Source organism: Pseudomonas sp. 43NM1, from assembly GCF_002836905.1.
GTDB lineage: Bacteria > Pseudomonadota > Gammaproteobacteria > Pseudomonadales > Pseudomonadaceae > Aquipseudomonas > Aquipseudomonas prosekii.
The window spans coordinates 41126-65032 of sequence record NZ_MKGS01000133.1; the positions used below are offsets into that span (position 1 = coordinate 41126).

18 protein-coding genes and 1 pseudogene are annotated in these 23907 nt (G+C 60.8%); 5 read left to right on the forward strand and 14 right to left on the reverse strand.

Annotated features, from left to right (window positions below; translation table 11 throughout):
• Window positions 1–467: 467 nt before the first annotated feature.
• The 5 genes from BI292_RS12160 to arcD (BI292_RS12180) form a co-directional block, all read right to left on the reverse strand.
• Entirely contained in the window at window positions 468–830 is a 363-nt protein-coding gene (locus BI292_RS12160) for a DUF5064 family protein (RefSeq protein ID WP_101208013.1), read from the reverse strand.
• Between the two features lie 12 nt (window positions 831–842).
• Window positions 843–1772, reverse strand: a complete 930-nt coding sequence (arcC, locus tag BI292_RS12165; RefSeq protein ID WP_101208014.1) for a carbamate kinase — start codon at window positions 1770–1772, stop codon at window positions 843–845.
• A gap of 142 nt (window positions 1773–1914) precedes the next feature.
• Window positions 1915–2925 (reverse strand): ornithine carbamoyltransferase, encoded by a 1011-nt coding sequence (locus BI292_RS12170; protein WP_101208015.1) that lies wholly within the window; start codon window positions 2923–2925, stop codon window positions 1915–1917.
• Between the two features lie 69 nt (window positions 2926–2994).
• Entirely contained in the window at window positions 2995–4251 is a 1257-nt protein-coding gene (arcA, locus tag BI292_RS12175; protein ID WP_092278843.1) for an arginine deiminase, read from the reverse strand.
• A gap of 25 nt (window positions 4252–4276) precedes the next feature.
• On the reverse strand, window positions 4277–5704 hold the full coding sequence (arcD, locus tag BI292_RS12180) for an arginine-ornithine antiporter (protein WP_092278845.1): 1428 nt from the start codon (window positions 5702–5704) through the stop codon (window positions 4277–4279).
• A 452-nt stretch (window positions 5705–6156) separates the two neighbouring features.
• Here arcD (BI292_RS12180) and arcD (BI292_RS12185) point away from each other — a divergent pair, with 452 nt between their 5' ends.
• Window positions 6157–7584 (forward strand): arginine-ornithine antiporter, encoded by a 1428-nt coding sequence (gene arcD / locus BI292_RS12185; protein ID WP_092278847.1) that lies wholly within the window; start codon window positions 6157–6159, stop codon window positions 7582–7584.
• Between the two features lie 126 nt (window positions 7585–7710).
• Here the strand turns inward: arcD (BI292_RS12185) and BI292_RS12190 are convergent, their stop codons facing one another.
• The 9 genes and pseudogenes from BI292_RS12190 to gap all read right to left on the reverse strand — a co-directional run bounded on the left by BI292_RS12190 (window position 7711) and on the right by gap (window position 18490).
• Window positions 7711–9042 carry a CoA transferase gene (locus BI292_RS12190; RefSeq protein ID WP_101208016.1) on the reverse strand — a complete coding sequence of 444 codons (1332 nt, stop codon included), beginning with the start codon at window positions 9040–9042 and terminating at the stop codon, window positions 7711–7713.
• Between the two features lie 208 nt (window positions 9043–9250).
• Window positions 9251–10006 (reverse strand): methyl-accepting chemotaxis protein, encoded by a 756-nt coding sequence (locus BI292_RS29480; RefSeq protein WP_371918729.1) that lies wholly within the window; start codon window positions 10004–10006, stop codon window positions 9251–9253.
• Window positions 10007–10156: 150 nt separating this feature from the next.
• A pseudogene (locus BI292_RS29485) lies at window positions 10157–11389 on the reverse strand (chemotaxis protein); the annotation flags it as partial.
• A gap of 314 nt (window positions 11390–11703) precedes the next feature.
• Window positions 11704–12105 carry a YbaN family protein gene (locus BI292_RS12200; RefSeq protein WP_101208018.1) on the reverse strand — a complete coding sequence of 134 codons (402 nt, stop codon included), beginning with the start codon at window positions 12103–12105 and terminating at the stop codon, window positions 11704–11706.
• A 122-nt stretch (window positions 12106–12227) separates the two neighbouring features.
• Window positions 12228–12830: a biliverdin-producing heme oxygenase gene (locus BI292_RS12205; protein ID WP_101208019.1), complete on the reverse strand. Its 603-nt coding sequence runs from the start codon at window positions 12828–12830 to the stop codon at window positions 12228–12230.
• A gap of 181 nt (window positions 12831–13011) precedes the next feature.
• Window positions 13012–15576 carry a TonB-dependent receptor gene (locus BI292_RS12210; protein ID WP_101208020.1) on the reverse strand — a complete coding sequence of 855 codons (2565 nt, stop codon included), beginning with the start codon at window positions 15574–15576 and terminating at the stop codon, window positions 13012–13014.
• 122 nt (window positions 15577–15698) lie between these two features.
• Window positions 15699–16664 carry a FecR domain-containing protein gene (locus tag BI292_RS12215; RefSeq protein ID WP_101208021.1) on the reverse strand — a complete coding sequence of 322 codons (966 nt, stop codon included), beginning with the start codon at window positions 16662–16664 and terminating at the stop codon, window positions 15699–15701.
• Between the two features lie 96 nt (window positions 16665–16760).
• A complete protein-coding gene (locus tag BI292_RS12220; protein ID WP_101208022.1) occupies window positions 16761–17288 on the reverse strand; it encodes an RNA polymerase sigma factor in 528 nt (175 codons plus the stop codon).
• Window positions 17289–17488: 200 nt separating this feature from the next.
• Window positions 17489–18490, reverse strand: coding sequence for a type I glyceraldehyde-3-phosphate dehydrogenase (gene gap, locus BI292_RS12225; RefSeq protein ID WP_092278863.1), 1002 nt, complete (start codon window positions 18488–18490; stop codon window positions 17489–17491).
• Window positions 18491–18710: 220 nt separating this feature from the next.
• Between gap and edd the strand changes: the two genes are divergently transcribed.
• From edd to BI292_RS12250, 4 genes are all read left to right on the forward strand, one after another.
• A complete protein-coding gene (gene edd, locus BI292_RS12230) occupies window positions 18711–20537 on the forward strand; it encodes a phosphogluconate dehydratase (RefSeq protein ID WP_092278865.1) in 1827 nt (608 codons plus the stop codon).
• Complete coding sequence (locus tag BI292_RS12235) at window positions 20534–21484, forward strand: glucokinase (RefSeq protein ID WP_092278867.1); 951 nt, start codon at window positions 20534–20536, stop codon at window positions 21482–21484. The genes edd and BI292_RS12235 overlap by 4 nt, the downstream gene beginning before the upstream one ends.
• A gap of 177 nt (window positions 21485–21661) precedes the next feature.
• Entirely contained in the window at window positions 21662–22393 is a 732-nt protein-coding gene (locus BI292_RS12245; protein WP_101208023.1) for a response regulator, read from the forward strand.
• On the forward strand, window positions 22383–23852 hold the full coding sequence (locus BI292_RS12250; protein ID WP_101208024.1) for an ATP-binding protein: 1470 nt from the start codon (window positions 22383–22385) through the stop codon (window positions 23850–23852). Before BI292_RS12245 ends, BI292_RS12250 begins: the two co-directional genes overlap by 11 nt.
• Window positions 23853–23907: the final 55 nt, after the last annotated feature.

Consider the following 23907-nt stretch of genomic DNA (forward strand, 5'->3'; position numbering starts at 1 on the left):
CTCATCCCTTTGGAGGTGGAGTTGAAAGCCACCCCTCACCCCAGCCCTCTCCCCAAAGGGGAGAGGGGGCCGATCTCTGTTGCTTTCAAGGCCTGAGTTCGACTCGGACTTTCAGGTCGATGTCGCTCGAATATGCAACTCGGGCAGTCCCCTCATGCCTTTGGAGGTGGAGTTGAAACCACCCCTCACCCCAGCCCTCTCCCCAAAGGGGAGAGGGGAGAGGGGGCCGATCTCCGTTGCTTTCAAGGCCTGAGTTCGACTCGGACTTTCAGGTCGATGCAGCTCGAACATGCAACTCGGTCAGTCCGCTATCCCCCTTGGGGAGAGGGGGAAAGGGGGCCGATCTCTGTTGCTTTCAAGGCCTGAGTTCGACTCGGGCTTTCAGGTCGATGTCGCTCGAATATGCAACTCGGTCAGTCCCCTCTCCCCCCTGGGGAGAGGGTTAGGGTGAGGGGTGGCCTCTGGATTCACTCCAAGTGTTCAGGCTTCACCGGATCGCCCGATTTCATGTCCAGTTGCACCCGCACATCTTCAAACATCGCGTCGTAATGCTTGTGCACCGAACCGATGCTGCTATGGGTTTTCGGAATACCGTATTTCTCGACGATTTTCGTCACGTTGCTGGCGAAGTTGTAGGCCTGATCCTTGGGCAAAAAGAACGACTCGTTAAAATCCTTGCCTTGAGCGCTGCCATGCAAGGTGAACTGCATGCCTTTGCCATCCTGCGGATCTTCCGACACCTCGTAGTCGAGGCACAGGTTGTAGCTGACGTCGTCGTCATTCAGCGCGTGGCGCTCGAAGTGCAGGTGACCGGGTTCGAACGTGGCCATTGGCGTCTCTCCTTACAAATAAGTAATACCAGGCGTCGCCGTGCTGATGCGCGTGCCGGCCTTGCCCTGGACGATTGCTTCGATGTCGGAGAGTGAACCGATGACCGCAACTTTGCCAGTATTGCGCGCGAACTCGCACGCCGCCTGGACCTTCGGCCCCATGGAACCGGCGGCGAAGCCGAGTTTCTCCATTGCGTCGGGGTGCGCTTGGGCGATGGCTTTTTGCGTTGGTTTGCCGAAATCGATAAACGCCGCGCTGACATCAGTGGCGATCACCAGCAGATCGCTTTCCAGCTGTTCGGCGAGCAGCGCCGAGCACAGATCCTTGTCGATCACCGCTTCCACGCCTTCGAGTTTGCCGTCGGCGCCGTACATGGTTGGAATGCCGCCACCGCCGGCGCAGATGACGATGCTGCCCTTGTCCAGCAGCCACTTGATCGGACGGATTTCGAAGATGCGTTTTGGCCGTGGACTGGCCACGACACGGCGATATTTGTCACCGTCCGGGGCAATCGCCCAGCCTTTTTCCGCGGCGAGCTTCTCCGCTTCAGCCTTGGCATAGACCGGGCCGATCGGTTTGCTCGGATTGTGGAACGCCGGGTCGTTGGCATCGACTTCGACTTGCGTCAGCAGCGTGGCGAACGGCACTTCGAAGTCCAGCAGATTGCCCAGTTCCTGCTCGATGATGTAACCGATCATGCCTTCGGTTTCGGCGCCAAGCACGTCCAGCGGATACGGCGAAACCGAGGTGTAGGCCGCCGCTTGCAGCGACAACAGGCCGACTTGCGGGCCATTGCCGTGAGCGATGACCAGTTGGTTGCCGGGGTAGATTTTGGCGATCTGTTCGGTGGCCACGCGAATGTTCGCGCGTTGATTGTCCGCCGTCATGGGTTCACCACGACGGAGCAGGGCGTTACCGCCCAGGGCGACGACGATACGCATAATGCAGTCCTTTCAGAGTTCGATGATCCCCTGTAGGAGTGAGGCTTGCCCGCGAAGCTTTTCAGCGGTCTTGATGGCCTCTTCGCGGGCAAGCCTCGCTCCTACAGGTTCAGTGGCGGCTCACAAAAATGTGTTCAGCCTTTTAGATATCCGCCAACGCCGAGACCAGAATCGCCTTGATTGTGTGCATGCGGTTTTCCGCTTGCTCGAAGGCGATGTTGGCTGGCGATTCGAAGACTTCTTCGGTCACTTCGACGCCATTGGCCAAGTGCGGATAACGCGCGGCGATGTCTTTGCCGACCTTGGTTTCGCTGTTATGGAACGCCGGCAGGCAGTGCATGAACTTCACGCGCGGGTTGCCCGAAGCTTTCATCATTTGCGTGTTGACCTGGTACGGCAGCAATTGCTCGATGCGCTCGTCCCACGCTTCCACCGGTTCGCCCATCGACACCCAGATATCGGTGTGAATGAAGTCGACGCCTTTGACCGCTTCTTTCGGGTCTTCGGTGATGGTGATGCGCGCGCCGCTTTCTTCGGCGAAGGCTTTGCACTGGTCGATGAAATCCTGATGCGGCCACAGCGCTTTCGGCGCGCCGATGCGCACGTCCATGCCGAGTTTGGCGCCGATCATCAGCAACGAATTGCCCATGTTGTAACGCGCATCACCCAGGTAGGCGTAGCTGATGTCGTGCAGCGGTTTGTCGCTGTTTTCGCGCATGGTCAGCACGTCGGCGATCATTTGCGTCGGGTGGAATTCAGCGGTCAGGCCGTTGAATACCGGGACCCCGGCGAACTTCGCCAGCTCTTCGACGATTTCCTGTGCGAAGCCACGGTACTCGATGGCATCGAACATCCGGCCGAGGACGCGGGCGGTGTCCTTCATGCTTTCCTTGTGACCGATCTGCGACGACACCGGGTCGATGTAGGTGACGTGCGCGCCCTGGTCGTGGGCCGCGACTTCAAACGCGCAACGGGTGCGGGTCGAGGTTTTTTCGAAGATCAGCGCAATGTTCTTGCCTTGCAGGTGCGGACGCTCGGTGCCGGTGTACTTGGCGCGCTTGAGGTCGCGGGACAGGTCGATCAGGTAGTTGAGCTCGCGAGTGGTGTGGTGCATCAAGCTCAGCAGGCTGCGGTTGCGCATGTTAAAAGCCATTTTGGATCTCCTTGGGTTTCGGTTATCCGCCGGCTCCGCGCCTCATGGGCGCGCAGCAGGGCACAGTAATTAATAATCGATCGGGTCACGAATGATCGGGCAGGTCATGCAATGGCCGCCGCCACGACCGCGACCGAGTTCGCCGGCGCTGATAGTGATGACTTCGACGCCAGCCTTGCGCAGCAAGGTGTTGGTGTAGGTGTTGCGGTCATAACCGATGACCACGCCCGGTTCCAGCGCCACCACGTTGTTGCCGTCATCCCACTGTTCGCGCTCGGCGGCGAAACTGTTGCCGCCGGTTTCGACGACGCGCAACGCCTTGAGATTGAGCGCCGCGGCGACGGTGTCGAGGAAGTTGCTTTCTTCGCGGCGAATGTCGATGCCGCCCGGTTTGCTGTCGTCAGGGCGCAGAGTGAACGCAACGATCTGGCTGACCACTTCGGGGAAAATCGTCACCAGGTCGCGGTCGCAGAAGCTGAACACGGTGTCCAGGTGCATCGCCGCGCGAGACTTCGGCAGACCGGCGACGATCACCCGTTCCACAGCGTTGTGCTTGAACAGGTTCAGCGCCAATTGGCCGATGGCCTGGCGCGACGAACGTTCGCCCATGCCGATCAACACCACGCCGTTGCCGATCGGCATCACGTCGCCGCCCTCAAGCGTGGCATTGCCGTGTTCCTGATCCGGGTCGCCGTACCAGACCTGGAAGTCGGCGTTGGTGAATTCCGGGTGGAATTTGTAGATGGCGCTGGCCAGCAGGGTTTCCTGACGGCGCGCTGGCCAGTACATCGGGTTCAGCGTGACGCCGCCGAAGATCCAGCAAGTGGTGTCGCGGGTGAATTGGGTGTTGGGCAGCGGCGGCAGAATGAAGCTCGAGTGGCCGAGGAAATCGCGGAACATCTCGATGGTTTTGCCGCCGAAGCTGTCCGGCAGGTCATCCGCCGACACGCCGCCAATCAGGAACTCTGCAATCTTGCGCGGTTCGAGGCTGCGCAGCCATGAGCTGACTTCGTTGACCAGGCCCAGGCCCACCGAATTGGCGGTGATCTTGCGTTGCAGAATCCAGTCCAGCGCTTCCGGGATCGCGACGATGTCGGTCAGCAGGTTGTGCATTTCCAGCACATCGACATTGCGTTCGCGCATTTTCGTGACGAAGTCGAAATGGTCACGTTTGGCCTGGGCGACCCACAACACGTCGTCGAACAGCAGCTCGTCGCAGTTGTTCGGGGTCAGCCGCTGGTGGGCCAGGCCTGGGGAGCAAACCATGACTTTGCGCAGTTTGCCGGCCTCGGAATGGACGCCGTACTTGATTTTTTCCGTGGTCATTCAGTGATCCTCCAGATTTAAACGGTTACAGAGTCAGGAAGCCGTCATACAGCCCGTAGGCCGCCACAAGGGCGCCAACCACGACGGCAGCGAAAATCAGCTTCTCGACATTGGTGAAGACCGGTTTGCCCACTTCCATTTTTGCCTTGGCGAACAAGATCGCGCCGGGGGCGTAGAGCAGGGCGGACAACAGCAGGTATTTGATCCCGCCGGCGTACAGCAGCCATACCGCATAGACCACCGCAATGGCGCCGATGATCAAATCCTTGCGGCGCTCGGCGAGGGCGTTTTCGTAAGTCTCGCCGCGCACCGCCAGCAGCAGCGCATAGGCCGCCGACCACAGGTACGGGACCAGAATCATCGAGGTCGCGAGGTAGATCAGCGACAGGTAAGTGCTGGCGGAAAACAGCGTGATGATCAGGAACACCTGGACCATCGCGTTGGTCAGCCACAAGGCGTTGACCGGCACGTGGTTGGCGTTTTCCTTGCGCAGGAACGCCGGCATGGTGTGGTCCTTGGCGGCGGCGAACATGATCTCTGCACACAGCAACACCCACGACAGCAATGCGCCAAGCAACGAGATGATCAGGCCGACGCTGATCAGCACCGCGCCCCAGTGACCGACCACGTGTTCCAGCACTGCAGCCATCGACGGGTTCTGCAATTTGGCCAGTTCCGGTTGGGTCATGATCCCCAGCGACAGCACGTTGACCAGCATCAGGAACAACAGCACGGTGATGAAACCGATGACCGTGGCTTTGCCGACGTCACTGCGTTTTTCCGCACGGGCCGAGAAAATGCTCGCGCCTTCGATGCCGATGAACACCCACACGGTGACCAGCATCATGTTGCGCACTTGGTTCATCACGCTGCCGAGGCTGGTGTTTTGCGTGCCCCAGATGTCCGCGGTGAAGATCTCGAGTTTGAACGCGAACACCGCGATCAACACAAACAGCAGCAGCGGCACCACTTTGGCGACCGTGGTCACGAGGTTAATGAACGCCGCTTCCTTGATCCCGCGCAGCACCAGAAAGTGCACCGCCCACAGCAGCACCGACGCGCCGATCACCGCGGCAACGGTGTTGCCCTCGCCGAATATTGGAAAGAAGTAACCGAGGGTGCTGAACAGCAACACGAAATAACCGACGTTGCCCAGCCACGCGCTGATCCAGTAGCCCCACGCGGAGGAGAAACCCATGTAATCGCCGAAACCGGCCTTGGCGTAAGCGTAGACGCCGCCATCCAGCGTCGGCTTGCGGTTGGCCAGGGTCTGGAACACGAAGGCGAGGGTCAACATGCCGACCGCCGTGATAGCCCAACCGATCAGCACCGCGCCGACGTCGGCACTGGCGGCCATGTTTTGCGGCAAAGAGAAGATCCCGCCGCCAATCATTGAGCCAACAACCAGCGCAACCAGTGCGCCAAGTCGAAGTTTTCCGGGGGTATCAGACATTAAATGACTCCAATGCAGGAGAAGCGAGGACAACAGAGTAAATCTGTTTAATGTTCGATCAGCTGACTTGGATCAGTGCATCAGCACATTGCGTGATTAATTAAAGACTTGTGAACTAATCGCGATCATAACGGTATCACTGGAAATCCGCGTTCCAGAGCCTTCGACCCGTCAGCTGCGGCTGATGCGTTGCGCATCGAGCCTTTAAACTAGTCGGTATTTCCAGTTTGGCAAGTTTTGCCGGATATAATCCGCGCGGATTGAATTATCAGAATTAATCCCCATAACTGCGCTACGACCGGTGGCGCTAGATTGATCGGTTATAAATAAAAGACGTTAGTTTTGACTAATAAATAAGGGCTTAAACGTTTTATTTATTTAATTAATGTCATTCATTTGTGCTGGGGGCCACGCCCTCACGCAGTATTAGTGAAGAAAGGAAAAAGTCAGGAATGTCGCAACCGACGCAAAAGCTGCGCCTGAGTGCGTTGATCGCCCTGGTGGTGGGGTCGATGATTGGCGGCGGGATTTTTTCCCTGCCGCAGAACATGGCGGCACGGGCCGATGCCGGGGCGATTCTGATCGGTTGGGCGATCACCGCGGTCGGCATGCTGACCCTGGCGTTCGTGTTCCAGACCTTGGCCAATCGCAAGCCTGAACTCGATTCCGGGGTCTACGCCTACGCCAAGGCTGGGTTCGGCGACTACATGGGTTTCTCCTCGGCGTGGGGTTACTGGATCAGTGCCTGGCTGGGCAATGTCGGTTATTTCGTCTTGCTGTTCAGCACGCTCGGGTATTTCTTTCCGGTGTTCGGCCAGGGCAATACGCCGGTCGCCATTGGCTGCGCCTCGGTGCTGCTGTGGGCCGTGCATTTTCTGGTGCTGCGCGGGATCAAAGAAGCGGCGTTGATCAATCAGCTGACCACCATCGCCAAGATTGTGCCGCTGGTGATGTTCATCGTGATTGCCGCTGTGGCGTTCAAGGCTGACATCTTTACCCGTGACATCTGGGGCCGCAGCAACCCGAGTTTCGGCGGGGTGATGGACCAGGTGCGCAACATGATGCTGGTCACCGTGTTCGTGTTTATCGGTATCGAAGGCGCCAGTGTCTACTCGGCGCGCGCGGAAAAGCGCAGCGATGTCGGGCGGGCAACGGTGATTGGCTTTGTCGGGGTGTTGGCGCTGCTGGTGCTGGTCAATGTGTTGTCGCTGGGGATCATGAGTCAGCCGGAATTGGCGACGCTGCAAAACCCGTCGCTGGCGGCGGTGCTGGAACATATCGTCGGCCCGTGGGGCGCGTTGCTGATCAGCATTGGCCTGGCGGTGTCGCTGCTGGGGGCGTTGCTGTCGTGGGCGCTGCTCTGTGCGGAAATCCTTTTCGCCACGGCCAGGGACAACACCATGCCGGCGTTCCTGAAAAAGGAAAACGCCAACCGCGTGCCGGTCAATGCGTTGTGGATGACCAACGTGATGATCCAGATTTTTCTGCTGATCACGCTGTTTTCGGCGGGGACTTACACCAGTCTGATTTACCTCGCGTCGTCGATGATTCTCGCGCCGTATTTGTGGTCGGCGGCGTATGCGCTGCTGTTGAGCGGGCGTGGCGAAACCTACGCAAATGCCTCGAAGGCGCGGGGCAAGGATTTGCTGATCAGCGCCATCGCGGTGATTTATGCGGTGTGGTTGTTGTATGCCGGCGGGATGAAATATCTGCTGCTGTCGGCGCTGCTGTACGCGCCGGGGGTAATCCTGTTCGCCAAGGCAAAACGCGAACAGGGCCAGCCGTTGTTTACCCATGTCGAGAAGGGCATTTTCACCTGCGTCGTCAGCGGCGCGGGGCTTGCGGCTTATGGGTTGTATAGCGGGATGTTGTCGTTGTGATCCGGTATTTGTAACGGCTCGTCCGGCCTCTTCGCGAGCAAGCTCGCTGCCACAGGTAAGCGCATTCCTTCAGGGAAAACTCGCTTCACTGTAGGAGCGAGCCTGCTCGCGAAAGCGATTTCGCCGTTACCACCATTGCGCGCGGTGTGAGCCGAGTTCCGTTGCCGGAATCGCCCATTGCAGCGGTGTGCCGGTGATTTTCAGCGGTACCTGCAAGCGATGCGCCGGTCCCCAAGGCGTCTGTTCAACCAGCAAACCCTGATCGCGGTCATCCTCGGCGCGCAATGGCTGATCCGTCCCGGCGCCGTGCTCGATCAGCAGCTTTGCCGTGCGCGCCAGCGACAACCGCGCCGAGCCTCCTTGTCCCAATAATTTGAGCGCTGCGGCGGCCATCAAGTAGCCGGTGGCATGATCCAGTGCCTGCACCGGCAGCGGCGTTGGTTTATCGGCGTTGCTCCATTGCTGACCCGCCGCAGCAATGCCGCTGCTCATCTGCACCAGACTGTCGAAACCCCGACGATTCTGCCACGGGCCGCCCCAGCCGTAGGCGTTCAGGCACACATCGATCAGGCCCGGCGCCAGTCGCTGGCGTTCAGCGGCGCCAAAGCCCAAACGTTCCAAAGCATCGGCGCGGTAGCCGTGGAGCAAGATATCGGCGTCCTGAAGCAGATTCGCAAACACTGCGCGATCAGCCGTGTTGTGCAAATCCAGACGCGCGCACCGTTTGCCGAGAGTGACTTCCGGGACCACGCCCGGCTCGTTCCAGGTCGGCGGGTCGATGCGCAACACGTCGGCGCCGAGTCCGGCGAGAAAGCGACTGGCGACGGGGCCGGCGAGCACTCGGGTCAAATCCAATACCTTAAGCCCGGCCAGCGGCCGAGCGACCGAGCCTTGCCAGGGTTTGACGCGATGACGGTGGTTTTCACTGAACTGAATCAACGGCTCGGCGTTTACCGCGATGCCTTGTGGGTGCGCCTGCCATTGCGCCCAAGTGCGCATTTCGGCGGCGCAACCCGCGGCCTCGACCACGGCATGTTCGAGATCGGTGCTGGCCCATTTCGCCACGGCAGTCGCCATCGCGGCGCGGTCGCTGCAGGCGCCGAGCACACGTTCCGCCGCCGCGCGGTGATGCGGGGCGTTGGTGTGCAGGCGAATCCAGCCGTCCTTGGTCGCGTAATCGCCGGCAATCGGGTCCCACAAGGGCGGCACGTTCCAGCCGACCGGGCGGATCGAAGTGGCAAACCAGAACGAGGCGAGGCGCCGGTCGACTTCCAGCGTCGGCGTGCGTGCGGTGTGTTGCTGCAGTAATTCGCCGAGGGCCTGGCCAGCGGCGGCAATGCTCGCGCATGCGAGGTCGGTCACGGCAAACGCCGAGGGCAGGGCGCCGCTCGAGGTGAAAGGGATCGGGGTGTGCGGCAAGCCGAGTGCGGCTTGAATGGACGTGAGTAAATCAGTCATCGAAGGCCCTCCGGAACGAGAGGGCGATCATAGAACAAAAAAAACTGCCGCCGGATGAAATCCCCGCAGGCGCGAGGCTTTGTGGCGAGGGGGCTTGCCCCCGTTTCGGCCGTGAACCTGTCGTAAATTCTGGGAGCGCTTCGCACTCCAACGGGGGCAAGCCCCCTCGCCACAAGTGCTCGTTCCCACGGGGATGGGTGCTGGATCGTTAAACGCGGAACTGGTCCATCAGTTTCATCTGGTGGGTGGCCAGTGCGTTCAGTTGGCTGCTGATCTGCGCCGATTCGGTGGCTTGGCCGGTCAGGGTTTCGGTGACGGTACGGATCGCCGAAACGTTGCGGTTGACCTCTTCGGCCACCGCGCTTTGCTGTTCGGCGGCGCTGGCGATTTGCAGGTTCATGTCGCTGATCACTGTCACTGCGTCGCTGATCTTGCCCAGCGCTTGCACCGCCTGCTGGATTTGCCCGGCGTTGCTGTGCGCCTGGGTCTGGCTCGAATGCATGGTCGCGACCACGCCACGGGTGGCGGTCTGGATGCGCTCGATGACCACGCGAATTTCTTCCACCGAATCCTGCGTACGCTTGGCGAGGTTGCGCACCTCATCGGCGACCACCGCAAAACCACGCCCACTTTCACCGGCCCGCGCCGCTTCAATCGCCGCGTTCAGGGCGAGCAGATTGGTCTGCTCGGCGATGCTGCGAATCACTTCCAGCACCGAGCCGATCTGCTCGCTGTTCACCGCCAGCGCCTCGACTTCGGTCACCGCTTTGCTGACTTCGTCGGCCAGTTGATTGATGTTGTGGGTGCTGCGCTCGATGATCTGCATGCCATCGCGGGCCGATTGGTCGGCGCCTTTGGCTGCATTCGCCGCGTTCGAGGCGCTGTTGGCGACGTCGTGCGCGGTGGCGCTCATTTCGTTGGATGCGGTGGCGACCTGATCGATTTCGCGGAACTGCACCTGCATGCCTTCGCTGGTCTGACGGGCAATTTCCGAAGACTGGTCGGCGGTGCCGCGCGCGTCGGTAATGCTCTGTTTGATCTGGGCGATGGTCGGTTGCAGCTTGTCGAGGAAGCGGTTGAACCAGCTCACCAGTTCGCCGAGTTCGTCCTTTTTGCTGTACTGCAAACGCTGGGTCAGGTCGCCGTCGCCGCTGGCAATCGCCTTGAGCATTTGCGCCACGCTGTTGATCGGCCGGGTCACGCCCGACGCGGTCAGCCAGATCAGCAGCAAGCCGACCAGGCCCGCCGCCGCCGCGACCAGCAGCGACTGAAGGGTGCCGGTTTCCTGCGCATCATCGAGCACTGCTTGCAGCTTCACCGAGTCGGCGAGCAACACTTGTTTCGGCAGGTCGATAACCACGCCCCAGGCTTTCGAATCGCTGATCGGGCTGACCGGGTACACCGCGCGGATCATGTCACCTTGTTCGATGATCTTCGGCGAACCGCTGCCGAGCAGTTGCAGGACTTCCTTGCCATCGGCGCCCAAGGTCTCACCGATGTTTTTGCCGACCTTGCTCGCGTCGACGCTGTAACCGGCGAGCACGCCGCTGCCGGAAACGATCAGCATGTGCCCGGCGTTGTTGAACAACTCACGCTGCGAATCCACCGCCGCCGCTTGCAACGCATCGAGCGCGATGTCGACGCCGACCACGCCGATGGCTTTGCCGTCCACCAGCAGCGGCACGGAAATCGTCGTCATCAACATTTCCTTGCCGCCGACGGTGTCGGCATAAGGGTCGAGCAAGCAGGTGCGTTTGTTGTCGCGAGGGCAGGTGTACCAGCTGTTGTACGGCGTGCCGCTGAGGCTGAGGGTGGTTTTGGTCATGTCGTCTTCGACCATGATCGTGTTCAGCCCGGCGCCACCGGCACGGCTCCAGTAACTGGCGAAGCGCCCGGCCTCGTTGGACTGGCGGGCGGCGTCGTTGGCGAATTCGCTGTCCTTGCCATCGAGGGCATTGGGCTCGAACGCCAGCCAGATACCGAGCACTTTACTGTTGCGCTCGAACGCGGTTTTCAGGCTCTGGTTCAACTCTTCGCGCAGCGCGCCGGGCTCCAGCGAACGCTTGGCGGCGAGGTTGCGCAGGTCCTTGATTTGGTCGGCCAGCGCCGTCACCACCAGCAGGTTTTCACCGAAGGTTTTCTGCACGCGCACGGCTTGCTCGGCGGCTTTGGCCTGCAGCAGGTTTTGCACGCTGGCGGTGAGCATTTTGCTGCTGGAGGCGCTGACGAGTTCGTCGTTGCGGTCGGTCTGGTAAATGTTCATGCCGACGATCAGCGCGACCACGCCGAGCAGGCACAGACCGGACAACAGAACGATTTTCAGGCGGATGGACAGTGAGTCGAACATAGGGCGAACTCGCGAATGGATGAGGTGTTGGCCTGGAGTCGGAAACGATCCGGCTCGCCAAGTCCATTCAGCGCCATTCCTCAACCATCGGCGTGGGGCGCAGTTGCATGAGGAAAAGCCGATGAGCGGTCAACGCAAAGGTTTGCGGGGGTTTTGTGGCGAATCGACTGCCGCCATCGCGAGCAAGCTCGCTCCCACAGGGATTTGTGCTGTGACGAAGATCCAGTGTGGGAGCGAGCTCCCTCTCAGGGATTTGTGCTGTGACGAAGATCCAGTGTGGGAGCGAGCTTGCTCGCGATGCGGGCACCGCGGTTTCAGGAAGCTTGCGCTACCGACTCTGGCCGCGACCAGATCCACAGATTGCCCAGACTCATCCCGGCAATCGCCAGGTAGATCGGCCAGCCGTGATCGAGCATCACCAGCATCAACCCCGCGCACAGCAACATGCTGACGGTGGCGCTGACTTTGGCTCGGCGCGCGATGATCTTGCCGTTGCGCCAGTTGCACAGGATCGGCCCGAACAACCGATGGTTTTCCAGCCAGGCACTCAGGCGCGGCGAACTCTTGGTCGCGGCCCAGGCAGCGAGCAGGATGAACTCGGTGGTCGGCAGGCCCGGCACGACAATCGCAATCAGGCCGATACCGAGGCTGACGTAGGCCAGCAGGCCAAAAAGGATGCGCGCGAGTCTGGAAGAGGCGAGGTGTTTGCGGGTCATAAGGTCGACATTTATACCCTGTAGGAGCATGGCTTGCCCGCGAAGAAAGCGGCGCGGTGGTACAGACAGACCGCGTTATCGTTCTTCGCGGGCAAGCCTTGCTCCTACAGGGGTGTGTGTAATCAGGCGAGTTCCGGGGTGTAGGCCTGTTCCAGCAGCACGGTGAAGCGGTTGAAGGCATCGACGGCCGCTTGCTCGATTTCGGCTTCTTCCTGCGCGCTGAACTCCAGCGAATCAAGGGTTTTGACGAAGCTTTTCCAACCTTCCGCGCGACCACCCGCCGGCTCACCGAGGTGACGCGCGCCAAAGGTTTCGCTCAACCCCAGACCCACCGCGCGCTTGATCAAAAACGCGGCACCGAGCTTCGAACCTTCGGAAACAAACAACCAGCCCAGCGCCGCCGCTTTGCCTGGATTTTTCACTGCGCCCGCCACCGGCGCCGGCACCTCGGTGTCCAGGTCGGCGAGGTCAGCTTTGGCTGCTTCGGCGCGGCAACGCGCTGGCAAGTCCGGGACGATCGCGGTCAGCTCGGCGTCGTTGTACAGCGCCACCAGTTCCGACTGGAACAAATACTGCGCGACCACAAAACGGGCGAAATTGGCCTGGGTTTCAAACGGTGCGTGCGCCTTGACCAGCGCATCCAGTTTGGTGTGCGGCGCGTTGGTGATCTGGTTCAAACGTTGCGAACGCAGAGCCGGGCGTTGAGCAGTGTCGTGGGAGGTCATCGAGTAATCCTTGAGAAAAAATGCCGCTTGCGAGAAAAGCGCCGCGTGCGAAATAAACAACCACTGGGTAACGAGACGAATCGGAAGACGTCCGAGCGTAAAAAAACCTCACTGCGACGCATTAACAAATGTTTCGCAGCGAGACTTTCTGGTTCAAATATTCAGGCTGGGACGCTCAGCCTCAGATATCCCAGACCAGATTGATCGCGAAGTTGCGGCCCGGCTGGGTCAGGCGATCCAGATTGGCCGGTTGCGTAACCGAGGCTTCGCCGACGCTGTCGTAACCGCGCACGTCATCCCACTGCCAGTATTTCTTGTTGGTCAGGTTGTACAGGCCGGCGTTGAGCGTCACGTCGTCGGTGACTTTGTAGAAACCCGCCAGGTCGAGCACGCCATAACCCGGGGTCTTGAACTGCGTGCTGGTGCCGTCCGGAGTCTTGAAACTGCTGCTGTCGACGCGGTCCTTGCGTTTGACCAAGGTCCAGCTCAGCAGCGCGCCGTAGTTGTCCTGGTCATAACCGAGGCCGAATACGCCGGTCAGCGGGTTGACGCTGTTCAGCGGTTCGCCGCTGTCGTCGTTGCGGCCATACAAATAGGCCAGCGAGCCTTGGCTGTAGAGGCCGGTCGGCGCGCCGAGGGTGTCGAGGTTCAGACGGCCCTTGAGTTCGACGCCCTTGATGGTCGCGTGCTTGATGTTGCTGGTCTGGAACGTGGTTTCGGAGTAGCCGGGAGTGATCGCGTTCTCGTCGATGAAGTCGCGGTACTTGTTGTAGAACACCGCCACGTCGAAGGTGCCGGCGTCGAACTGACCGCGCAGGCCGGTTTCGTAGCTCTTGCTCTTCTCCGGCTCCAGGTCCGGATTCGGCGCCACCTGATAGCCGCCGGAAAGGTTTTCGAAGCGTCCGTACAAGGCTTTGGCGGTCGGCGTGCGGAAGCCTTCAGCGTATTGGCCGTACCAGGTGTAGTGGTCGTTGAAGCTGTAAGTGGTGCCGAACTTCGGCGACAGACGATGCCAGGTCTTGGTTTTGTCGCTGACCACGCCGTTGCCGCTCTGGTCGGCAGTCGCCAGGAACTCATCGGTGATGTGCGGCTTGAGCTGCGTGTAGTCGTAGCGCGCGCCGGGCAGGAAGGTCCAGTTGCCCCAACTGATCTGATCCTGCGCGAACAGGCTGTAGCTGTTGATTGTCGGGTCCGGGAAATCGCTGGCCGGGGCCGGGTTGTCGGCGGCGCTCGGTGCACCAATTACCCGGCACGCGCCGGCCACGCTCAGGCAGGTGCCGCTGCCGGTGCGCAGGCCGGTGACTTTGTCCTGCTTGATGGTGGTGCCGTAAGTCACCGTGTGATCGGTGCTGGCAATCGCGAAGGATTTGTCGGCCTGGGCGTCGAACACCCATTGGCGATCCTTGTAGGTGGTGTCGCGTTGACGCAAAACCGTGCGCGATGGCGCGTAGATTTCTTCGGTGCTCTGGTCGGTCTTGGCGATCTGATAGTTCAGCGACCACTTGATGTTATCGGCCAGCGCGCTGTCGAGTCCGAAACTGTGCTCGATGCCGAAACGTTCGCGGCTGACCGTGTCGTTACCGCTGCGCGACTTGTAGAAACCGAAACCGCGTCCGGCGTTGAACGGCCCGCCAACCGCGCTCAGTTGATTGGTGTCGCGGTCATCCTTGTACTTTTCGTAGGTCAGGCCCAGGCGCGCGTCGTCGGCGTAATTCCAGCCGAGTTTGGCCAGCACGTTGGTGGTGCGCACGTCCTCGGGGTTGGCCTCGGTGCGGTTGAGGCCGCTGCCGCCGTGTTCGCCGAAGGAATCGGTTTCGTGGCCATTGCGCTGGCTCAGGTGCAGCAAACCGTCGAAATCGCCGGTGCGGCCGGCGACCGTGCCGGAAGTCAGCCAGCTCTCATCCGCCGAGCTGTAGCCGGTTTTCAGGCGCGCGCCGACGTCTTTGCCGGGTTTGATGATGTCGTCCGGGTCCAGCGTGTAATAGCTGACGGCGCCGCCGATGGCGTTGCTGCCGTACAGCACCGAGGCCGGGCCACGGAGAATTTCCACGCGTTTGACGATTTCCGGGTCGACGTAATTGCGGTTGGTTTGCGCGTACGGGCCGTTGAAGAAGCTGTCTGGCACTTGCACGCCGTCGACTTGCGTCAGCACACGGTCGCCGTCGATGCCACGAATGTTGTAACCGGTCAGGCCGGAGCGCTGGCCGGCGCCGCCGACCGAGACCCCGGGCTCGTAGCGCACCAGATCCTTGATGCTGTTGACGTTGTTACGGTCGAGTTCGTCGCGGGTTTGCACGCTGACGGTGGCGGGCACGCTGTCGATGCTTTGTTCCTGACGCGTGGCGCTGATCGTCACTTGTTGCAGATTGAGCGCGCCGCTGCTGCTGCGTTTTTCCAGCACGATGTTGTTGGTGCCGAGTTTGCGATAGCTCAAGTTGGTCCCCACCAACAAGCGCTCGAGGGCTTTGTCCGCTGGCAACGAACCGCGCACGCCCGGCGAGGCAACGCCTTCAGCCAGTTCGGCGGGCAGGCCGACTTGCCAACCGGTGACGCCGGTAAAGGCATTCAGCGCCGACACCAGCGATTGCTGTGGAATGGCGAACGAGTAATCGCCGATGTTGCGGCTCGGCTGCTCGGCGGCAGTCGCCGCCATCAGTGGCGCAGCGCCGGCCATCAGGATGGCGGCGGTCAGCAGCGACAGCACACGCGAGGGTGAAGAGGATTGGCGGGTATGGCGAGAGGACATCGATAGCGCTCCGTGTCGCACGAATCTTTATAGGTGCAGATTGGCATCGATAGATGCGAATCAATTGCATTGGCTATAACGAGACGAACGAGCAACGGCTATCGAGTAAAAATAATTCTCATTTAGTTCAAGATCACCAGCGCCGGGAATTCCTGCAGGCGCGCCGAGGTGATGTGAGCGAGGGAGCGGACCACGTCCAGCGGCTGGTCGAGACGGTAATTGCCGGTGACGGCGACGTCGGCGAGCTGCTCATTGTTGTTGATGATCCAGCCCGGATAGTAGCGACGCAGTTCGGCCAGCACTTGGCTGAACGGGCAATTCTCGAACACCAGACGCCCGTCGACCCAGGCCAGGTCAGTCGCCGCATCGAGTTTGGCCGGGCGGTCAAAACCGTTGGGGCCGATGCGGATGCTTTCGCCAGCGCTCAGCCGTACCCGTGCATCGTCACGGGTCGCGCGCAAATCGACATCGCCGCGTTGCACCCGCACCTGCGCCACGCCGTCGAGGTAACGCACGGCAAAATCGGTGTCACGCACGCTGGCTTTGACCGGCCCGGCATCGATTTCCAGCGCCTGGTCACGGTTGGCCGGCACTTCGAAAAACGCTTCGCCCTGATACAGACGCGCGACGCGCTGCTGATCGTTGATGGTGCTGGAGAACGCCGAATTGGTGTTGAGCAAGACTTTCGAGCCGTCCTCCAATTGCAGGCGCTGGCGTTCGCCGACCACGGTCAGGTGATCGGCCTGCAGGCGCATGGGCAAGTTGCTGAAACTGAACAATCCGAGGATCAACACCGCAGCAGTGGCCAGCGGTTTCCAGTGCGGGCGCAGGCGCGCCAGCACGCTGACTTTCGCCGGTTGGGCAGCAAGGGTTTGTGCGCATTGCACCACTTGCGGGCCATCCCAGATCGCTTGTGCCTTGGCGAACGCTTCGGCGTGCAGCGGGTCAGCGGCCAGCCATTCATGGAACTGGCGAGATTGTTCCTCGCTCGGACTGCCCATCACGATCAACCAGTCCAGCGCCTGGTCCATCGCGCTGGCGGGGTCTCGCGCCGGGGCGGGCGGAAGAGAGCGGTAGGTGTCCGTCACGGTGTTTCCTCGGCAGTGGCAGGTGGAGCAGTTTCAAGCTACAGGCTGCAAGCCGCAAGCCTGAGCTGAGATCGGTGTTGCGCTTGCAGCTTGAGCTTAATGCTTGCCGCTGCCGTTATGCCGCTCGGCGACGCCAATGCAGATCGCCATGATCAGCTTCAGTTCCTTTTGCACGGTGCTCAACGACACGCCGAGCTGCTCGGAAATCTCCAGATAACTGTGCCCGTGCAGGCGGCTGAGGATGAAAATCTGCTGCTGACGGTGGCTGAGTTCACTGAGGCTCACGTTCAAACGCTCCAGCAATTGTTCGGCATGCGCGGCGTCTTCGGCGCTGCTGACCGGGGCTGCGACGCTTTCGACGACGTCCGGCGGCACGTCATCAAGCAAGGTCCGCGACTGAATGCGCCGCGCACGCAAATGGTCCAGCGCCAGGTTGCGGGCGGTCTGGAAGACGAAGGGTTCGAGGTGATCGATGGCCCGTTCACTCAACGCCCGGGTCACGCGCAGGTAGGTTTCCTGCAGCAGGTCTTCGGCGGTGCTGTGATTGTTGACCATCCGCTCCAGCGTGCGCAGCAGCGAAACGCGCTGGGCGATGAAGACGTGATTGAAGCGCGATTGACTCACGGGAAGACCTGATCCATTTCAAGCGAATGATAATGCTTATCATCTAGCTCGATGGTCAAGTGTTGATTTGTGGCGGTTATGTAACACCGCTGAGACCTGTACGAGCGAGGCTTGCCCGCGAAAGCAGTGTGTCAGTCACCATTAAGGTCGCTGACACGCCGCCTTCGCAGGCAAGCCTTGCTCCTACAAATCGGTGTGGGTTACTCGGCGTTACACAGCGCCAGGCAGTTATCCAGCATGCGGTTGGAGAAGCCCCACTCGTTGTCGTACCAGGCCAAGACCTTGAGCAGTTTGCCGCTGGATTTGGTGTGGTTCGCATCAAAGATCGACGACAGCGGATTGTGATTGAAATCGCTCGAAACCAGCGGCAGGGTGTTGTAGCCAAGGATTTTCGAGTGCTGTGCGGCTTCTTTCAAAAGCGCGTTGACCTCATCGGCCGAGGCTTCGCGCTTCAATTGCACGGTCAAATCCACCAGCGAAACGTTGATCACTGGCACGCGTACCGCCATGCCGGTCAGTTTGCCCGCCAGTTCCGGCAGCACCAGGCCTACCGCTTCGGCGGCGCCGGTCTTGCTCGGGATCATGTTCTGCGTGGCCGAACGCGCGCGGTACGGGTCGGTGTGGTAGACGTCGGTGAGGTTCTGGTCGTTGGTGTAGGCGTGGATCGTGGTCATCAGACCGCTTTCGATCCCCAGCTCGCGGTGCAGCACCTGCGCAACCGGCGCGAGGCAGTTGGTGGTGCACGACGCGTTGGAAATAATCTGGTGCGACTGGCGCAGAATGTCGTGGTTGACGCCATACACCACGGTGGCGTCGGCGCCCTTGGCCGGGGCCGAGATAATCACTTTGCGCGCGCCGGCCGTAATATGCGCAGCGGCTTTGGCGCGGTCGGTGAACAGGCCGGTGCATTCGAACACCACGTCGATCTTCTCTGCCGCCCATGGCAGTTCGGCCGGGTTACGAATGGCGCTGACCGAAATGCGGTCGCCGTTGACGGTCAGGCTTTCATTGTCGTGCTGCACTTCGGCGTCGAAAGTGCCGTGAACGGTGTCGTACTTGAGCAGATGAGCATTGATCGAGCTGTCGCCCAAGTCATTGATCGCAACAATCTGCAAATCCTGGCGGTAGCCTTGGGTATACAGTGCGCGAAGGACGTTGCGGCCGATACGGCCAAAACCATTGATTGCGATTCGAAGAGTCATTTAACTGGGCCGCCGTCGATTTGTTGTTGGAATTACAAGATTATTCGCATAAAAATAGAAAACAAGCCTTTTTAATGGCAATATTTTGTTCAATCTACAACGAGTGACCTGAATCAACTGGTCCGATCGATCAAGCAAACCGTCTGTCATCTCATCGACAGCGGCGCTTGATCAGCATAGACAATCAGGTCGCCACATCCGTTAGCCTGGAGTTCTACACATGCATCCCCGCGTCCTTGAGGTCACCGAACGGCTTATCGCCCGTAGCCGAGCTACTCGTGAGGCTTACCTTGCGCTGATTCGCGGCGCTGCCAGCGACGGTCCGATGCGCGGCAAACTGCAATGCGCCAACTTCGCCCATGGCGTGGCCGGTTGTGGCACCGAAGACAAGAACAGTCTGCGGATGATGAACTCGGCCAACATCGCAATTGTTTCCTCATATAACGACATGCTCTCGGCGCATCAGCCGTACGAAGTCTTCCCCGAACAAATCAAGAAAGCCCTGCGCGAAATCGGTTCGGTCGGCCAGTTCGCCGGCGGCACTCCGGCGATGTGCGATGGCGTGACCCAGGGCGAGCCAGGCATGGAACTGAGCCTGCCGAGCCGCGAAGTGATTGCCATGTCGACCGCCGTGGCGCTGTCGCACAACATGTTCGATGGCGCGCTAATGCTCGGCATCTGCGACAAGATCGTCCCGGGCCTGATGATGGGCGCGCTGCGTTTCGGCCATCTGCCGACCATCTTCGTCCCGGGCGGGCCGATGGTGTCGGGCATTTCCAACAAGCAGAAAGCCGATGTGCGCCAGCGCTACGCCGAAGGCAAAGCGAGCCGCGAAGAGCTGCTGGAATCGGAAATGAATTCCTACCACAGCCCCGGCACCTGCACGTTCTACGGCACCGCCAACACCAACCAACTGCTGATGGAAGTCATGGGCCTGCACTTGCCGGGCGCCTCGTTCGTCAACCCGAACACGCCGTTGCGCGATGCCCTGACCCGCGAAGCGGCGCATCAAGTCACGCGCCTGACCAAGCAGAATGGCGATTTCATGCCGATCGGCGAAATCGTCGACGAGCGTTCGCTGGTCAACTCGATTGTCGCGTTGCACGCTACCGGCGGCTCGACCAACCACACCTTGCACATGCCGGCCATCGCCATGGCCGCGGGCATTCAATTGACCTGGCAGGACATGGCTGACCTTTCCGAGGTGGTGCCGACCCTCAGCCACGTTTATCCGAATGGCAAAGCCGACATCAACCACTTCCAGGCGGCTGGCGGCATGTCGTTCCTGATCCGTGAACTGCTGGAAGCCGGGTTGCTCCATGAAAACGTCAACACTGTGCTCGGCCATGGATTGAGCCGGTACACCGTCGAACCGTTCCTCGATAACGGCGAACTGGTCTGGCGCGAAGGCCCGATCGAAAGCCTCGACGAAACCATCCTGCGTCCGGTGGCGCGCGCGTTCTCGCCTGAGGGCGGCTTGCGGGTGATGGAAGGCAACCTCGGTCGCGGCGTGATGAAAGTCTCTGCCGTAGCGTTGGAAAACCAGATCGTCGAAGCACCGGCAATGGTCTTCCAGGATCAGCAGGATCTGGCCGACGCGTTCAAGGCCGGTTTGCTCGAAAAGGATTTTGTCGCGGTGATGCGCTTCCAGGGCCCGCGCTCCAACGGCATGCCGGAATTGCACAAAATGACCCCGTTCCTCGGCGTGCTGCAGGATCGTGGCTTCAAGGTGGCGTTGGTCACTGATGGGCGCATGTCCGGCGCGTCGGGGAAAATCCCGGCAGCGATTCATGTCAGCCCGGAAGCTTTTGTCGGCGGCGCTTTGGCGCGCGTGCAAGAGGGCGATATCATCCGCGTCGATGGCGTCAAAGGCACTCTTGAGCTTAAGGTGGACGCCGAAGAATTCGCAGCGCGCGAACCCGCCAAAGGCCTGTTGGCCAACAACATCGGCAGCGGGCGCGAACTGTTTGGTTTCATGCGCATGGCCTTCAGCTCCGCAGAGCAGGGCGCCAGCGCCTTCACTTCTGCCCTGGAGACGCTTAATTGAAACTGGCTTTGGTCGGTGACATCGGTGGGACCAACGCACGTTTCGCGTTGTGGAAAAACCAGCAGTTGGAATCGATCCAGGTGCTGGCGACGGCGGATCACGCCAGTCCCGAGGAGGCCATTGGCGTCTACCTCGGTGGGTTGGGCTTGAAGCCCGGCGACATCGGTTCTGTGTGCCTGTCGGTGGCGGGCCCGGTGAGTGGCGATGAATTCAAATTCACCAACAACCACTGGCGCCTCAGCCGCAAGGCGTTCTGCGAGATTTTGCAGGTCGACAGATTGCTCCTGACCAACGACTTTTCGGCGATGGCGCTGGGCATGACCCGCTTGCAGCCGGACGAGTTTCGTGTGGTTTGCGCCGGCACGCCGGAGCCCCTGCGCCCGGCGGTGGTGATCGGCCCCGGCACCGGTTTGGGCGTCGGCACGTTGCTGAATCTGGGTGAAGGCCGGTTCGCGGCGTTGCCGGGCGAGGGCGGTCACGTCGATCTGCCGCTGAGCAGCCCGCGTGAAACCCAGCTGTGGCAACACATCTTCAACGAGATCGGCCACGTCAGCGCCGAGACGGCATTGAGCGGCGGCGGATTGCCTCGGGTTTACCGGGCGATCTGTGCGGTGGACGGCCACGAGCCGGTGCTCGATTCTCCGGAATCAATCACCGCGGCAGGGCTGGCGGGCGATCCGATTGCCCTGGAAGTGCTGGAGCAGTTCTGCTGCTGGCTCGGGCGAGTCGCCGGCAATAACGTGCTGACCACCGGCGCGCGCGGCGGGGTGTTTATCGTCGGCGGGGTGATTCCACGGTTTGCCGATTTCTTCATCGAAAGCGGTTTCGCCCGGTGTTTTGCCGACAAGGGCTGCATGAGCGATTACTTCAAAGGCATCCCGGTGTGGCTGGTAACAGCGCCGTATTCCGGGCTGGTCGGCGCGGGAGTGGCGCTGGACCAAGCCTGAAACTCAATCTGAATGTGGGAGCGAGCTTGCTCGCGATAGCGGTATGTCAGTCAACGAGGATGTTGAATGTGATGGCCCTATCGCGAGCAAGCTCGCTCCCACAGTAGTTCGTGGTGTTTGTCGGTTCCGCGCTTGAGGCATAATCCGCCCAATTCAAACAACAAGGATGCCGCCCCTGTGAGCTCAGTCAACAAGTCGATTTTGTTGGTCGATGACGATCAAGAGATACGCGAGTTGCTGGACACCTACCTGACCCGCGCAGGTTTTCAGGTGCGCACCACGCCGGACGGCGCCGGTTTTCGGCAGGCGATGAACGAAGCGCCGAGCGATTTGGTGATCCTCGACGTGATGTTGCCGGACGAAGACGGTTTCAGCCTCTGCCGCTGGATTCGCCAGCATCCGCGCCAGGCCCAGGTGCCGATCATCATGCTCACCGCCAGCTCCGACGAGGCCGACCGCGTGATCGGTCTGGAACTCGGCGCCGACGATTACCTCGGCAAACCCTTCAGCCCGCGCGAATTGCAGGCGCGGATCAAAGCGCTGCTGCGTCGCGCGCAATTCGGCCAGGAACGCTCGGGCAGCGAAGTGCTGGCCTTCGATGACTGGCGGCTGGACATGGTCAGCCATCGGCTGTTTCACACCGACGGCGAAGAAGTGATTCTGTCCGGCGCCGATTTCGCCTTGCTCAAACTGTTCCTCGACCACCCGCAGGAAATCCTCGACCGCGACACCATCGGCAACGCCACCCGTGGCCGCGACTTGATGCCGCTCGATCGCATCGTCGACATGGCCGTCAGCCGCTTGCGCCAACGCCTGCGCGACACCGAAAAACCGCCACGGCTGATCCGCACCGTGCGCGGCAGTGGTTATCAACTGGCCGCCAACGTGGTCGCCAGCAATGGTCATTGACGGGCTGCGTTCCCTCGCCGCCAAGGTTCCGGTACCACGCTCATTACTCGGGCGGATGTTGCTGCTGACGTTGCTGGTGGTGATGTTCGCTCAGGCGTTGTCGAGTGTGATCTGGGTTTCGCAATTGCGCGCCACTCAGCTTGAAGGCCTGGTCACCAGCGCGCGCAGCCTTGCGCACTCGATGACCGCCAGCGTCAGTTATTTCCGTTCGTTGCCGGTGGCGTTTCGGCCATTGGTCCTCGACCAATTGCGCAGCATGGGCGGCACGCGATTTGTGGTGACGCTCAACGACAAGCCGCTGGGCATGGAGGTGTTGCCGATCACGCCGCGCAAGGAAGCGGTGCTCAAAGCGGTCGACGAAGTGTTGCGCCAATCTCTGGGCCACGACACTGACATCTCGGTGACGTTCGTGAGCCCCGAGGACCTGCGCATCTTCAACAGTGGCTTGAAACTCGATGAATTGCCGCGTTCGTGGGCGCATTACGCGTTGACCCTGGAACCGGTGAATCCGCCGGTGCTGGTCACGCAAATTCAAATGGCACCGGGCGAATGGCTGTACATCGCCTCGCTGTTGCCCGAGCCCTACACCAGCCTTGAAGAACAAGGCCTGCCCGCGCAGCAAGTGTGGTTTATCGTGCTCACCAGCGGATTTTTACTGTTGTTTATCGGCCTGCTGGTGCATTGGCAGAGCCGGCCGCTGAAGCGTTTGGCGCGGGCGGCGCGGGACATGTCGCTTGGCGCCGAAGTCGAGCCAGTGCCCGAGGGCGGCGGCAGTGAAGTGGTCGAGGTCGGCCGCGCGTTCAATGCCATGCGCGAACGCATCAGCCGTTACCTGACCGAGCGCAGCCAGTTATTCAGCGCGATTTCCCACGACTTGCGCACGCCGATCACTCGCCTGCGCTTGCGCGTCGAATTGCTTGAAGACGAGAAGCTGCAAGCCAAGTTCGGCCGCGATCTGGATGAACTGGAGCTGCTGGTCAAAGGCGCGCTGCAATGCGTGAAAGACACCGACATCCACGAAAACATCGAGCCGGTCGACCTCAATCATGTGCTCGATTGTCTGGTGGAACCGTATCTGGCGCCGAACGGCAATGGTCGCGTGACCCAGCATGGCCGGGCGCTGGCGGCGTATCCGGGGAAACCGCTGGCGCTCAAGCGGTGTATCGGCAACCTGATCGACAACGCGTTGAAGTACGGGCAGAACGCGCATTTGCACATCGACGATGACCAGAGCGCGTTTGTCTTGCACGTCGACGACGAAGGCCCGGGCGTGCCGGAGCAGCGTATGGAGCAGGTGTTTGAACCGCACTTTCGTCTGGCCGGGCAGCAGCAGGGTTACGGTCTGGGCCTGGGCATCGCGCGCAACATCGCACACAGCCATGGCGGCGAAGTGAGTTTGCAGAACCTGCGCGAGGGCGGGTTGCGCGTGACGTTGCAGCTTCCTCGGTCGCTTGATTGATTTTCGCTCCTTAGACCCACCCCTCACCCCAGCCCTCTCCCCAGAGGGGAGAGGG

Bases quoted from the DNA above. Each gene is read 5' to 3' on its own strand.
- BI292_RS12160 (WP_101208013.1), bottom strand. From the start codon at position 830: ATGGCCACGTTCGAACCCGGTCACCTGCACTTCGAGCGCCACGCGCTG.
- arcC (WP_101208014.1), bottom strand. From the start codon at position 1,772: ATGCGTATCGTCGTCGCCCTGGGCGGTAACGCCCTGCTCCGTCGTGGT.
- BI292_RS12170 (WP_101208015.1), bottom strand. From the start codon at position 2,925: ATGGCTTTTAACATGCGCAACCGCAGCCTGCTGAGCTTGATGCACCAC.
- arcA (WP_092278843.1), bottom strand. From the start codon at position 4,251: ATGACCACGGAAAAAATCAAGTACGGCGTCCATTCCGAGGCCGGCAAA.
- arcD (WP_092278845.1), bottom strand. From the start codon at position 5,704: ATGTCTGATACCCCCGGAAAACTTCGACTTGGCGCACTGGTTGCGCTG.
- arcD (WP_092278847.1), top strand. From the start codon at position 6,157: ATGTCGCAACCGACGCAAAAGCTGCGCCTGAGTGCGTTGATCGCCCTG.
- BI292_RS12190 (WP_101208016.1), bottom strand. From the start codon at position 9,042: ATGACTGATTTACTCACGTCCATTCAAGCCGCACTCGGCTTGCCGCAC.
- BI292_RS29480 (WP_371918729.1), bottom strand. From the start codon at position 10,006: ATGCAGGTGCAGTTCCGCGAAATCGATCAGGTCGCCACCGCATCCAAC.
- BI292_RS12200 (WP_101208018.1), bottom strand. From the start codon at position 12,105: ATGACCCGCAAACACCTCGCCTCTTCCAGACTCGCGCGCATCCTTTTT.
- BI292_RS12205 (WP_101208019.1), bottom strand. From the start codon at position 12,830: ATGACCTCCCACGACACTGCTCAACGCCCGGCTCTGCGTTCGCAACGT.
- BI292_RS12210 (WP_101208020.1), bottom strand. From the start codon at position 15,576: ATGTCCTCTCGCCATACCCGCCAATCCTCTTCACCCTCGCGTGTGCTG.
- gap (WP_092278863.1), bottom strand. From the start codon at position 18,490: ATGACTCTTCGAATCGCAATCAATGGTTTTGGCCGTATCGGCCGCAAC.
- edd (WP_092278865.1), top strand. From the start codon at position 18,711: ATGCATCCCCGCGTCCTTGAGGTCACCGAACGGCTTATCGCCCGTAGC.
- BI292_RS12250 (WP_101208024.1), top strand. From the start codon at position 22,383: ATGGTCATTGACGGGCTGCGTTCCCTCGCCGCCAAGGTTCCGGTACCA.